The sequence below is a fragment of the Frankia sp. R82 genome, assembly GCF_023716925.1.
Classification (GTDB): Bacteria; Actinomycetota; Actinomycetes; order Frankiales; family Frankiaceae; genus Frankia.
Window position 1 is genome coordinate 1 of the sequence record NZ_JAMQQG010000284.1, and the last position, 13,771, is coordinate 13,771.

Genomic DNA, 13,771 nt, shown 5'->3' on the forward strand with positions numbered 1-13,771 from the left:
CCGGACCCTGCGGACCCGGACGTCGCACCCCCCTGCCCCGCGGACAACCGCCCGGCCGCGGCGAGACCGTTCGTGCCCGTCACCGTGGGACGGGCCACACCCGCCTTCCGATCAGCACCGGCCGCCCCGGCGGCGTCAGACGCAGCGGCGGACGGTGGCACGCCGGACGCGGTGGGGCGACGATCGAGGACGTCGGGCTGTGCGGCGACCGTGCTCGTCCCCTCCGCGGAACGGGCCGGAGTACCCATGCTCTGCTGCAGCGCGAAACCGACCACCATCAGCAGCACGGCGCTGACGCACAGACCCACCCGGAACTGCCGTTGCCCACGGACGACGACCTGCACGCTGGCACGACGGTGACGGCGGATCGGGGTGTTCGACACACGACCTCCGGCTACCGCGGACACGGGCGTGCCACGCAACGACCCTGAACGACAGTGCCGCGGACGATGGCCAGCGGCCAGCCGACCGATCCGGGGCGGCACCCGGGGCGGCGGCCGACCCAGGAACAGACAAAAGGGTACCGAGCGCCGCATCTACGGAGGTTGACGGCGTCGCTCGGACACCCCGCCCGACCCATCCTTGAGAGCCGAGAGTGACATCGTTGGCCGAAGGAAGTCCTGCAGCGCCGTGAAGTTGAGCCAACAGCAAACCAGGCTGCATCATGTTGCGTGAGTGTCGGGATTCACCATCGAGCTACCCCGCATACGCCATCCGACCCGGCCCACGACCTGTCTGGCCGGCCCGCCGGCCCGCCGGCCCGAACACAGGCCACGCCGACCTGTCTGGACGGATCCGGACCGGATGGCGGTCGGCAGCTATTTGACGGCGTTCGCCGGGGTGGCGATGCCGTCAGGCGCAGCGGTCTGCAGGATCTGGGTCAGCTCGTCGGCAGTGGGCCTGTGGCCGAAGTAGGTCTGATAGAAGCTGCTGGTGACCGAGCGAAGGTCGACGTCGGAAAACAGCGGCGGGTTGAGGACCTTGGCCACCCACTGCAGGTTGACCGCCTGCTCCGGGGTGTACTGACCCCACGGGTAGAGGCCACGCGGGTGGATGTACAGCTTGTTGTTCTTGACCGCGTTCAGGTCGTTCCAGCCCGACAGCTTCGACAGCGCGTCCACGACCGAGGTGCCGGTGTTGGCGGCCAGGCCCTGATCACCGCCGGGGGTGGCGACGATCAGGTAGTCCGGGTTCCACTGGAGCACCTGCTCCATGGTGACCTTGACCCGGTTGCCCTTGATGTCCTTGGCCGCGTCCGTGCCGCCGGCCTTCTCGATCCACTGGTCGATCAGGGAGGCACCGCCCTGGACCGTGATGTCGCTGCCGCCGGTGTAGGCCTCGATGAAGAGCACCTTCGGCTTCGCCGTTGCGCCCGAAAGCTTCGAGGACAGGGCGGCGGAGACCTTTTCGTAGTACGCGTTGTAGGCCTTCGCCTTCGCTACGGCTGGGCCACCGTAGGTCGCACCGGCGACCGTCATCGACTTCGTGATGTCGTCCAGCTTGGTGAAGAACATGCTGACGGCCGGGACCCCGGCGTTCTTGAAGGGGGTCGCCGTGTCGCCGCCGCTGATCAGGGACACCACATCGGGCTTGCGCTGGAGCAGCTGCTCCATGTTCACCATGCCACCGTTGCGGAACAGCTGCGGAACCTTGGCGATACCCGGCTGCACGGTCTGCATGAAAGGAATGGTGCTGACGTTCTGCGGAATCGCAACCAGCTTGTCGCCGACCCCAAGCATCACGTCGGTCACGGTATGCGCCGGGAACTGCTCGGCAATTTTGTTGATGGTTGTCGGCACTGTCACCTGCGCACCGGAAAGGTCCGTGACCACGTGGTTGGCCGGCGTGGGGCTGGCCGATGGGCTGGCCGAGGTGCTGTCGTCACCCGAGCTGGAACAGCCAGCCAGGGCGATCATGCCCGTGAGACCTATCGCAACTGCAATGCGCCGCGGACGGCGTATCGAACGCACTGGTCGTCCCCCCTGAACCGAGCGATTCCCATCGCTCACGTCGAACCGATTGGTCGGCGAAAATTAGCAGCGGCCGAATCAGGGCGTCAAGGCGGATTCTTCGCACTCGAAGAAAGATGACGAAACGGTGAACGCCCTGTTTCGACGACATCGGCCAGGCGCAGGACGGAAGGCCGTGGGTGTAGGGGCGGGAGCCGCCACCCCGACCCACGCCGCCATTCACTGACGGTCTCCGGATGCCATGAAGGCGTGCATTGGGATGCGAATAATTCGGGCAAAACTTCCACTCGGCACCCGGGTGGCCACGGATCCGAGGGCGACCCCGAAGCCGAGTGGGCCTCTCGGCCAGAACGATCAAGTCGAGCCGCTTTGTGTCAGACAGGTTACCAACAGAAGTTCGAGATATCCGCATATGCGGTCAGTTACGGACGCTGCATCCGCAGATGCGTCGCACATAAGGATGGATTCCCGCGGATGCCGGTACGCCACCGCCCGCCACCCAACCTGCAAGACGACCGCGGTCACCCTATTTGATCGCTAAAAGAAACATCAATACTACGCTGCGTCAGGAGTGACGGAGGTCTGGCCGCCCGTTTCGGACCATCGGAGCAGAGATGGAGACGGGTACCGGGGCCCAGGCAGGCGCCGGAACCGGAACGCAGGGATGCCCGCCGGCCGCTGCCGCGGTGGAGATCGGGACGTTCTCGGGCTCACCCGGGCAGCCGTACACCCGCCGCGCGGCGTCCAGAAGTCTGGTCCCAGGGACGGAAACAACAGCTGCGCGGTGGGCCCACCGGCCAGCCGCAAAGAATTTTTCGGGCTTTTCAGGGATTCTTTCCGAAGCCATTGGAGGCCGTCGGAGGTCGCCCCGGTCCACCGTTTCCTGCAGAGGGGACGCCGCAGCCGAAGGTCGCGATTCAGCCGACGGCGTTCTGGACGAGCTCCGCGGCGGCCTGCGGCCACCACTCCCCCGCCTTCGGATTACCGCGGTTACATTCCCCGTCGCTGGCCCCGGGAGTTTTGATCCACAGAAAGGCATCGGCATGCGGAAAACCGGTGCTGGTGGTGGGCTTGGTACCGAGCCCACGACCAGGCGGGTTGCACCACGGGTCCGAGATGCCGGTTGCCGGGCCCCGACCGTTGCGGGACGTGTCGATAACGTAGTGAGCGCCGCCGAGCAGACGGGAAAGAACCTCGCCGCGGGCCGCCTCATCCGCGGTGGCGTAGTAGTTCGACACGTTCACCGCGAATCCGCGGGCGTGCGCCACGCCGGCCTGCGCCAGGCGGTGGGCCATCTCCACGGGGTCGGTCCAGCCGCAGTTCGCGCCGTCGAGGTAGACGCTGGTCGCCGGCAGGGCGCCATAGGCGTCGACCGCGTCACGCAGCAGGGCGTAGCGTTCCGCTGCCTTGCCGGCGTCGAGTTCGTTGATCTGGCCGAGCGCGTCGGGTTCGAGCACGATGACGGCCCGTGCGCCGCCGATGCCGGCCGCGACCTTCGCGGTGAACTGGCGGTACTCCGCGGCGTTGGGCAGGCCGCCCGCGGAGTACTGGCCCACATCCCGGTAGGGGATGGCGTACACCATGAACACGGCGGTGGCGCCGGCGGCCTGCGCGGCGGCGGCCCGGGCGTGTACCTCCCCGATGACGTCGCCGATCCAGTCGCCGACCGGGAAGGCGGTCGACGTCTGGACCAGCGGTGCGATCGTGCTCGCCTCGCCGGGGTGGGACCCGGCGCGCTGCGCTGCCTGGCTGCTCGGGTCGACCAGGAACGGCTCCTGCGGCGCCCGGGAGGACGCGCCGTCCCCGTCCGGAGTAGCCACGGTCGGCTCGTTGACGGTGTCGGCTCCGCCCTGCGGGCACCGGGTGGGGTCCGGGGCGGGTACCGCCGCGGCGGCGGACGCGCTGCCGGAGCGACCCGGGTCGCCGCTGTGGTCCTTTCCACCACCGAGATCGCAGGCAGCCAACACGGCGACAAGGGCCAGGACGATGCCGATCCGGCCGGCACGCTCGGCGGCCACGGGCAGCAACCTGGATGTCGGCACGACGGCGTCCTCTCTGCGGTTACTCGCATGACGGGCAGCGCCGGACAGGCCACCCCACAGCCCCCGGGGCCGGCGGGCCGGCGACGCTACTGAGCCACGTGCACCCAGGTTGCGACCGACGGAACGTTCGCTCCGTTGTCGACAAAGAGCATGTACCAGTCGCCCGGCAGGACGTTCGCGTTGTCCGGCACGCTCACCGTGACCGTACCGTCCACCTGGGAGGTGATCGGAAGGGCCACCGAACGTTGCTCGGTATCCGTCACGTGAGTGTAGGCTCCCGGCCGGATCAAACGGACTTTTCCGACTTTCTGTGACACGGACAGCGAGATTGAGGTACCCCGCGCGAGGGCGTTCGGCGCGGTACGGATGACCGGCCGCGTCCCGGCGTAGAGGTACGGCGGCGAGTAGACCTCGACTCTGGTCTCAAAGGTGTTGTCGTCGGTGAGCGGGTTCGAGCCGAACACCGCCACCCGACCGTCGGGCAGCAGGAGGTACTCGGAGTGGTAGTCCCGGCCGACGTGCGGGGCGGCCACCTGGCGGAAGGTGTTGCTCGTCGGGTTGTAGAGCTCCGCGCTCAGCATGTCCTTGGCCCGGTAGCGTCGCGACCCGCCCGAGACCAGCACTGTGTCGTCGGGCAGCACGACCGCGCCGGGATAGCGCTTGGGTGAGCTGAGGTCGGGGCCGCGCACCCAGGCGGGCTGCGGCGAGGTCAGGTCCACGATGGCGGTCCGGTCGGTGGCCACCTGGGTGTCGCCGACGCCACCACCGCCGATGAACATGATCTTCTGGTCCTGGGCCGGGGCAAGCAGGACCGTGCCGGCGGTCTCGTTGACCTCGGGCAGCGGCAGCCCGGGAACGGCCTGGAAGTTGTTGTTGGTGAGGTTCCACAGCCCGGACTGACGGGCCTCCAACGATGCTGGGCCGTAGCCGGCGTTCGCGCCGGAGAAGAACAGCCGGCCATCCGCGGTCAGCAGCAGCGACGGGTAGGTCGGGAACTCCTTGCGCAGCTCGGGATGCTCGAGCCAGCTGGCACTGCCGGCGTCGTAGGACTCGGTGTTGCCCGGGTCGATGTCGCCCTTCTCGTTGAGTCCCGAGACGGCGACGACCGCGCCGTTGGCCAGCGTGACCAGCGTCGGGTACCACCGGGCGTGCTGCAGGAAGCCGGTCTTGACGTAACGCTCGCTGATCGGGTCGAACAGGTAGGAGTCCTTGAGGCCCTGGTACTCCTTCTTCTTGCCGTCCGGCGCGTCCGCGGCGAGCACCTCGTAGGCCTTGGTGCCGCCGGCGATCAGCAGGTCGCCGTTGGGCAGGAACGCGTGCCCGGCGCAGAAGACGTCCCATGGGGTGGCGATCTTCTGGAAGGTGTTCGCGACCGGATCCCACAGGACGGTCTCGAACCGCTTGGCGTCGAAGTTCTTCTTGTCGTTGCCGGAGCCCGACATCAGCAGAACCTTGCCGGTGCGCAGCATCGCGGCGTGGATCGACCGCGAACCGCTGTCGGCGACGATGTCCCAGCGACCGTTGTCACGCATGTAGCCCGGCTGGTGGGAACGCCAGTCGTTGTACTGGTCGGACGCCCACGAGTTGACGTAGGGGAAGTTTCCGGCCAGCACCACCAGCACGATGATCCCGGCCTGCAGGATCCGGCGGCGGCGTCGGGACCTCGTCGGCGTTGCCACCACCGGTGCCATCCGCGGGTCGTCCAGGCTGGGCCGGCCTCCCACCGGCGCCGGCCGACGACCTGGCTCGGATCGGCGGCCCGACTCCGAACGGCGGGTCCGCTCCGAAGGGCGCTCCGAGTCGGACCGGTGGCCCGACTCGGAGCGTCGCGGGGCGGCCGGACGATCATCCCGAGCCGACGCCGGCGCGGCGCCGCCGATGGTCGGCAGGTCGGTGACGGTCGGCTCGTCGGGTTCCGGGCGCCCCGCGGGGCGACGCGGGCGGTCGGGCATCAGCCAATCTCCTCGAGCAGGCCGTCGAGGGACACCCGACGTCGGCGTGGGGTCAGTCGCATCGTCACGTCCTCGACGTAGACAGGCCGGTCACCGGCGGTGGCACCCACTCCGGCGAGCACCTCGCGGCGGCCGGTGATCACCGTCTCGTGTTCGGTGTAGACCGGCGGCGTGGCCGGGTGGGAGCGATGGTCCGGGTCGTCCCCGCCGGCGGCAGGCGCCTCCTCCGCGGCCACGGGCGCCCGGGACGGCTGGTCGTTCGGGCCAGGCAGCGTCCGGGTGACGACCGTGTCATCACGCTCGCCGTCCGAGTGACCGTCCGAGTGACCGGACCCGCCGCCGGCGGCGGGTCCGGTGGTCGTCGCACGGGCGAGGGCAGCAGCCACGCCGGCGGCCGACAGAAGCATGGTCGGGCCGTCGATCCCGAGCGCGCCCTGGGCGTCGGCACCCCTGGCCGAGCCGGTCGCCTGCCCCGGGCCGGCGCCGTCCGTGGAGCCGGCCTGCGCGGTGGCGCCGGCCAGTTCCCGGTCCTTGCCCCTACGGCTGTCCCGGTCCCGGTCGTCCTCCCGGTCGTCCTCCCGGTTGTTCTCCCGGCCCTTGCCGCCCTTGTCCGTGGTGCCGCCACGCCCGCCTGCACGGGGCGGCGTGCTCGGTGGGCGGGCACCGACGATGGTGACCGTGTCGCCGGTAAGGCCGTCGGGACCATCCAGGAGCTGCACCTCCTCGGTGACCGGATCCGCGAACGTGGCGGCCACCACGGCCGGCACCTCCTCGGTCACCGGATCGTCCGCCCCTGCACCGCCGGACCGGCGCGACGCGGGCGTACCAGCCGTGCCGAGCTCGCGTTCGGCATGGGGTCCCGCCTGCGGGAGGGCTGGCCACGCAGCCTCCGCTGCCCGCCGCGGTGCCGGCACGTGCGCGGCCGGCAGCGGATTGGGAGCCTTGGCCCGGCGCGGCGCGAGGATGGGTTCCAACCGCCACAGACCAATCGGCAGCAGGCAGGTCACCAGCGACAGCGACACCCACACCATGTTCGCCGGATACAGATGCCCGAGCGCCGCCGCGGCCGCGATCGACCCGGCCGACCAGACCGCCCAGAAGAGATGCTTGCGGAAGGTCAACAGACGGTCCGGGCTGGCCTGATCGCCCTTGGGAGTGACGACGAAACCCAGCTTGCGCCGGAACACCGCGCCGACGAACGCCGTCGAATAGAACGGCGTGCACAGCACGGACACGAAGATGCCGGACATTCCTGCGGAACCGGGTTCCTCGTGCGGGCTGGTGTTGAACCGACGCAGCCAGAAGTACAGCAGCAGCCGTGAGGCGAACACGTCGACGTAGAGCGCGAACCAGGCCGAGACGTGCACGACGACGCCGGTGGAGCCGAGCGCCATGTAGGTCGTCGTGAGCATCATGCCGAGAATCCAGGTCAGCGCGACCGTCGGGTAGTGCAGCATCAGCGTCGCGTAGTGCAGCCGCGGCCCCCAGGACAGCTTGCGCATCCGACCGGCAGCCTCGGTGACCAGGACCTCGTTGGCCCCCCGGGCCCACCGCAGCTGCTGACTGAAGAAGTCGGTCCAGGTGGCCGGCCCCTCTCCGACGGCGACGACGTCCGGCGTGTACACCGAGGTCCAGCGGTGCTTCGTCACCGGGTTGCGGGCACCGTGGACGGCGAAGGAAGTCGCGAGATCCTCGGTGATCGAGTCCTGGAAGCCGCCGATCTGCCGCCAGGTCTCGACCCGGTAGGCGTGGTTCGTACCGACGAACATTCCGCAGGCGAACCGGTTGGCCGCCCGCTGGACGACCGAGTGGAACATGTAGTTCTGCGCCTCGGCGCCCCGGGTGAGGTAGTGCCGGAAGTTTCCGTACACCTGCGGGCCGACCACGAACGCGACGTTGGGATCGCGGAAGTAGCCGAGCATGCGTTCGGCGAAGTTCGGCAGGGGAATGTGATCCGGGTCCACCGAGAGCACCACGTCATAGCCGTCGCCGTGGGCGTCCAACCACGAGTTGTGATTTCCGTGCTTTGTCTTCGCGCGGAACCGGCCGCGGCTGGTGTTGTAACGCTCCACGTCTTTGCGGGAGAAGTGGTTGATACCGATCTCCGCGCACATCGCGCGGACCGCCGGGTCATTGCCCTCATCCAACAGCCAGACGTCGATGATCGAGTCGTGCCGAATGTTCAGGGCCGCGATCAGGGTGTCCCGGACGACGTCGAGGGGTTCCTTGGAAGGCACGATCGTCGTCGTGAAGGCAACCCGCAGACCAGTCGGCGGTCGCACGGGAACCGGGTTGCGCATGATGAACGCCGACCAGCACAACGTGATCGAGTTGATCAGTCGAATACCCTCAGTGACTACGATCAGCCAGAACATCACTGCGTTGCCGACCTGGACCGCCGTCGGCAGATAACGGCCCTGCGGGTAGTGCTCGGGCTGGATCAGCCACACGAAGAACAGCGACGACAGGCCGACCGTGGCGATCAGCTGCGGCAGCACCTGGTAGAGGTGCCGACCGACCATGATCTTGCGGTAGGCGACGTGGTACTGGCCGCGGGTCGGCGGCTCCTGCAGCGGTCCGGCCAGCGTCGAGAACGACGCGTAGTCATAGGCCACGATGGCTCCTACCCGACCGGCCGTCGACCACGGGGCGTCCGGCGGGACCCGGCCGCGGTCGCGACCGCCCGAGCGCCAGGCAGCCAGCCGCAGCCCCGACCATGACGACGCCGCAGACCACCGCGACCCACAACCACAATGCGGGACCACTTGCCGTGACCGGTTCGTCCGTCTGGAAGGTGCCGATCCGTAGCCGGCCGATCGTGTGCTCGAGCGGGTCGGCAGCGTTCAACCGGCCAAGTGCCAGCGCAACGATCGCCAGCCCGCAGGCCAGCGGCCCGACGATCAGCCTGCGTCGACCAGTCCAGCCCACCAGCAGGCAGAGCACGATCGAGAGCACCGCGGCGGTGCCCACCAGGGCGCCGGTGGGCGCCAGCTCCCAACCGGACCGGGTGGCGACCAGCAGGTGCGCGCCCCGGTCCGACAGCGTTGCGCGAGCCCAGGTCCGCGGCACGGTGAACAGCGCAACCAGACCAGCAATCACACACAGCGTGAGAAGCCGATCGCTCCAGCCGCCCCCCGTCCTCGCGGCACCCCGGCGGCGGCCAACGCCGGCCCCGGTGTCCCTGGCGGCGCGCTCGCGCCGATCGCCCCCGACGTCCAGGTCGTCCCGGTCGCCCAGGCCGTCCAGGCCGGGATCTGCATCCCCGGCGACACGGTCGCCCGGGCCGCCCCGGGCCTCCCCGGCGCCAAGATTGTCCCGGGCCTCCCCCACACCCACAACGACCTCGGAGTTCAAAGCATCCAGGGCCGATCGATCGCCGCTGTCCGGCTCCTCGTGGACCACGAAACCCCTCCCGGCGGAACGGCCACGCGGGTACGACCACCATGGCCGATCCACATTGCCGCGCCGCAATACCGCGTCAGCCCTGACGCGACAGAACCGATATCCGCCCATGGGCCCACACCGGGCAGCACCCTGCTGACAGACGCACGACGACGCGATAATGTTGCGCCGCCCCCACAGGACTACCGTTACGTCAGCGTTCCCCAAGAACACTGCGTGTACAGATTATGCGTAGTCACCGAATAGCCCTCGGCCGGGTGGTGCCGCCACGTCATCCTGACAGCGACGTGAGGGTTGACAGCGGCACTCAGCCACGGACGAGAAGAACGATCGCAACGACAATGCCGAGCGTGATGACCGCGACACGCAACAGCGCAGGGTGCATCCGACGAGCGATACGCGCACCCAGCAACCCGCCGAGTAGCGAGGCGACTACAAGAATGCCGGCGTAGCCCCAGGCCACCTGGGCTGTGATCAGGAACACGACGACGCCGACGGTGTTCACGCCGAAAGCGAGCAGCGTCTTGAGGGCATTGGTGCGCTGGAGGTCGTCGCTTAGTAGTATGCCCAGCACTCCGAGCAGCAGGACGCCGAGTCCGGCCCCGAAATACGAGCCGTACACCCCCGCAACCAGCACTCCGCACCGGGTCGGCCAGGTCACCGTCGGCGGCGCACCCGTACTCATGTGCACAGGTCCAGACGTTGCACTGACATGTACGGGCGCAGCACCACCGACCGGAGCGCCGCCGGAGACGGGCGGGGGGCTGGCGGCCGGCGGAGAGCCGGTGGTCGCGGTCGCCCCGGCCCGGCGGCGGGCCACGCTCGCAGCCAGCCGGGTCTGCGCCGCCAGCAACAGGCAGGAGGCCAGTACCAGGTAGGGGACCACGGCCCGAAAGCTGGCGGACGGAGTGGCCAGCAGGACTACCGCCCCGATGACGCCGCCGAGCAGCGCCGGTGGGCCCAGGGCGCGCAGCCGGTCGATCTGGTCGGCGAGTTCGCGCCGGTAGCCGAGCGCTCCGCCGGCATAGCCGGTGAGCAGACCGACCGAGCAGGTGATGTTGGCTGTCAGCGCAGGCAGCCCGGTGGCCAGCAGCGCCGGAAAGGCGATGAGGGTGCCACCGCCGGCGATGGCGTTGACGGCGCCCGCGAGCAGCCCCGCCCCCGCGGTGAGCAGGGCCTCACCTGGTCCCACCTGATCTGCCTCCCTGCCGACCCGTCCGCGCTCTGGCTCTGGCTCTGGCTCTGGCTCTGGCTCTGGCTCTGGCTCTGGCTCTGGCTCTGGCTCTGGCCGAGCATCCAACCGGAGAATGCGGCAGGAAAGCCGATGTGACGCGGTCGGCACGGGCGAGGCTCCGCGGAACGCGGCGAGATCCGTCGGGGACGGGATGGGGACAAGGACGCGGGGCAGGCGGACAGGAGTGGGGCGGTCCGCGGGCTGCGACCCGCGGACGCGCCGAACGATCGTCGTCGAGCTGGCCCGGTTACAGGTCGAACTCCTCGGGGTTGATGCCGACGGCGAAGCAGGCCTCCCGCACGACGGCCTGCTCACTCTTGTCGAACGAGCCGTCCGCACCGCCGATGACGATGCCGATCTGGATGACCGCCCGGGCCTCGGCCGGCTTCTTCTTGGTTTTGCCGATGTCCTGCAGTACCGACACCTTGCCGAACTCGAAGTCGGCCTGCAGCTTGGTGACGTAGTCGTTGAACCGGCGTTGCAGGTCGTCCGCCGGGAAGTTGTTCAGCACGTCGTTGGAGATGATCAGGGACGCGACGCGCTGACGCTCGGCCGGATCGATGGTGCCGTCGGCTGCGGCGACCAACGCGCAGATCGCCATGCTCGCGTCCCGGAAGGCGCCGCTTTTCAGGTCGTTCTTCTTCGCGGTCAGCTGGCCCTGCATCGTTTGGGCCGACTGGCGAAGCTGGTTCCAGATGGGCACCTCGGCTCCCTTGCACGAGTATTTCCGGACAGCGGGCGTCCGAAAGGCTGGGTCGTCGGCATCGGACCGGCGACAGACGGCTTCAGCAGGGTGAACGCACGATCGGCCGGCCACGATCCCACCGAGGTCCGACCACCCCGGGCCGGTCGCGGTGTGGCCGGTTCACCGGCCGGTGCCGAACCCGGCATGGGTGGACAGGCCGTTGAGGCGATCGACGGCGGCCTGGGCCGACCCGATCGTCGAGAAATCGACGGCAATGTAGGTCGGGGCCCGGTCCTGCTCGGTGCGGCAGCGCTGGGCCCGTTTCCACAGTGCGTCCGCGGCGTTGGCGGTCAGCGCCGCGTGCCGGCTCGGCGCCGCCGCAGTGATCCAGTTGTTCATCAGCAGCAGATCCGCCCCGGCGGTACCGCGATTGCGCGGGCAGCCGACCAGGTCGGCGGGCTGCTTCGCATCGAACGGAGTGTCGGTCGCGTACCGGTAGAAGCCGCGCAGGAACGTGCCGGGCAGGTCCTGTTGCTCGGTGAACACGACGAGTCGACGACCGGAGTCGACCATCGTGCCCAGCGTGGGCCAGCGACCGTGCGGATCCTCCGGTGGCGTGGCGACCATCGCGGTGAGCCCGGCCGTGGCCACCGCCCCCGCGATCTCGCTGGCCGGTACCTCGTCGTCCTGGATGATCAGCGTGACCACCTCGGTCGGGTTACGGGTCATCCAGCCGCGGACCTGGCCCAGCGCCGCGGCGAAGTCCAGCGCGCCGAGCTGACACACGTCGTGGCACAGCCACACACCGGGCCGCTGCGAGACCGCCCCGCGGGTCAGCGGTTCCAGGGCAGCCCGGGTCGTCGGTGGCAGGGTCGCCAGGTAGGTGGCGACCTGCTCGGCGGGCGTCCAGTGGTGCACGTCCACCAGCAGGGTGCGCACCCCGAGATCCAGCTGGTGAACCAGGGTCGGGTCCTGGGACGGGCCGAGGAAGCGGTCCTCACTGTTGGCCATCGCGTTGTGGGTGGCCAGGTAGGTGACCTGATCGTAGCGCCGGTCACACAGCGACGGGCTGGACTCGCACAGCCGGCGGGACTCCGCCGCGGCGCCCGGGAAGGCCGTCCAGGTCACGCTCACCATCACCGGCACGGCGAGGGCCAGTGCGGTGGCAAGGCGCCGACGTCGCCCGGTCGCGCTCCAGCGGGCCGACAGCGACACCAGCAGCGACAGACCGCCGACGACCAGGCCCGCCACCAGCGTCCAGCCGACGACCCGCAGGTAGTCGCTCTCCACGGTCCGGTAGGCCTGCCGGGAGAAGTCGACGAGGACGGCGCTGGCCCCCGCGGGCAGCGGCGAGTGTGGCCCGGCGAGCGGTCGCAGCGGATTGGGCAGCGCGAGACGCAGTGCGACGCCGGCCCCGAGCAGACCCACCCCGGCGGCGACCACCGCTCCGGCGCCGGCGCGCGCCCGGGAGACGCCCTGACGCCCGGCGAGCACGACGATGCCGACCAGGGCCGCGACCACCAGCAGCACCAGGCCGACCGACAGCCACACCAGCAGATGGGTGAGGTCGTGCAGCCGGTCGATCGCGGTGATCGCCGGCTGGTCGCGCAGGTCCGACAGGCGCACGCCGAGGTCGAGAGTCGACCCGTGCAGCGCCTGGCGCAGCCGCGCGGTGGCCTGCTCGTCCCCCTGGAACAGCTGCGGGCCGAGCAGGGCGAGCGCGCCGGCGACGTCGCCGGCGCGCAGCAGTGCCCGCAGCTGCGGTTCGAGGCGGATGCGGGTGTCGCGGTCGACCCGGTCGAGCACGAGCGGCAGGACCCGGTCGGTGTCCTGAGCGGTCAGCTCGATCGCGGGCAGCGAGGTCGGGGGGCGTCCGGCGGCGACGTCGTTGATCGCGGCGAGCACGTCCTGAGTGAAGGCGGCCACGGACGTGACCCGGTAGGTGGTGCCGGAGCCGAGCTCACCGGCGATGTACCGGTTGGCCAGACCCGAGACGTTGTCGAAGATCGGGGCCAGGTCGACGGCGAGTTCGATGTCGTCCGCGTTGCCGCGCAGGTAATCGACGACCCGGGTGATCTGCTCGTCGGTCATCGCCTCGACGGTGGCCGGCGGCAGCACCGTGCGCAGGTTCGCGGTGATCAGTGAGCTGTCGATCGGAAGACCGGCAAGCAGGGCGCCCACCGCCGGGTCGGGCAGCACCTCGGTGTAGAGCCGGTCGTAGGCATCCGCCCGGTTCAGCGACTGGGAGTAGAACGCCGGGTTGAGCACCGTACGGCTGGCGGTCAGGATGATCACGAGCGGCACGGAGCCCAGCATCACCACCAGGACCAGCGCCAGGTACGCGAGCCGACCCCGGCCCGTGCGCCACCGACGCGTCACCGGCGGCCGGCCGCCACCGGACCGGCCCGGATCAGCGACCGGGCCCGCCCCACGGCGCGCTACCGGCTCGTGCTCGTCCGTCTCGCCGCCCACCGCCTCGAAGATAT

8 protein-coding genes and 1 pseudogene are annotated in these 13,771 nt (G+C 69.7%); all 9 read right to left on the reverse strand.

Features of this window, described 5'->3' with window-relative positions:
• Positions 1–383 (reverse strand): annotated as a pseudogene (locus ND747_RS21295) (hypothetical protein); the annotation flags it as partial.
• A 435-nt stretch (positions 384–818) separates the two neighbouring features.
• Entirely contained in the window at positions 819–1,916 is a 1,098-nt protein-coding gene (locus ND747_RS21300; RefSeq protein WP_251735734.1) for an ABC transporter substrate-binding protein, read from the reverse strand.
• 971 nt (positions 1,917–2,887) lie between these two features.
• Positions 2,888–4,012 (reverse strand): glycoside hydrolase family 6 protein, encoded by a 1,125-nt coding sequence (locus ND747_RS21305; protein WP_251735736.1) that lies wholly within the window; start codon positions 4,010–4,012, stop codon positions 2,888–2,890.
• 86 nt (positions 4,013–4,098) lie between these two features.
• Positions 4,099–5,703: a galactose oxidase early set domain-containing protein gene (locus ND747_RS21310; RefSeq protein ID WP_251735737.1), complete on the reverse strand. Its 1,605-nt coding sequence runs from the start codon at positions 5,701–5,703 to the stop codon at positions 4,099–4,101.
• 260 nt (positions 5,704–5,963) lie between these two features.
• Entirely contained in the window at positions 5,964–8,579 is a 2,616-nt protein-coding gene (locus ND747_RS21315; RefSeq protein WP_251735739.1) for a glycosyltransferase family 2 protein, read from the reverse strand.
• Entirely contained in the window at positions 8,569–9,366 is a 798-nt protein-coding gene (locus tag ND747_RS21320) for a hypothetical protein (RefSeq protein ID WP_251735740.1), read from the reverse strand. The genes ND747_RS21315 and ND747_RS21320 overlap by 11 nt, the downstream gene beginning before the upstream one ends.
• A 307-nt stretch (positions 9,367–9,673) precedes the next feature.
• Complete coding sequence (locus ND747_RS21325) at positions 9,674–10,558, reverse strand: sulfite exporter TauE/SafE family protein (protein WP_251735741.1); 885 nt, start codon at positions 10,556–10,558, stop codon at positions 9,674–9,676.
• Positions 10,559–10,847: 289 nt separating this feature from the next.
• Positions 10,848–11,303 (reverse strand): TerB family tellurite resistance protein, encoded by a 456-nt coding sequence (locus ND747_RS21330; protein ID WP_251735742.1) that lies wholly within the window; start codon positions 11,301–11,303, stop codon positions 10,848–10,850.
• 162 nt (positions 11,304–11,465) lie between these two features.
• A complete protein-coding gene (locus ND747_RS21335; protein WP_374216287.1) occupies positions 11,466–13,757 on the reverse strand; it encodes a hypothetical protein in 2,292 nt (763 codons plus the stop codon).
• Positions 13,758–13,771: the final 14 nt, after the last annotated feature.

Bases quoted from the DNA above. Each gene is read 5' to 3' on its own strand.
- ND747_RS21300 (WP_251735734.1), bottom strand. From the start codon at position 1,916: ATGATCGCCCTGGCTGGCTGTTCCAGCTCGGGTGACGACAGCACCTCG.
- ND747_RS21310 (WP_251735737.1), bottom strand. From the start codon at position 5,703: ATGGCACCGGTGGTGGCAACGCCGACGAGGTCCCGACGCCGCCGCCGG.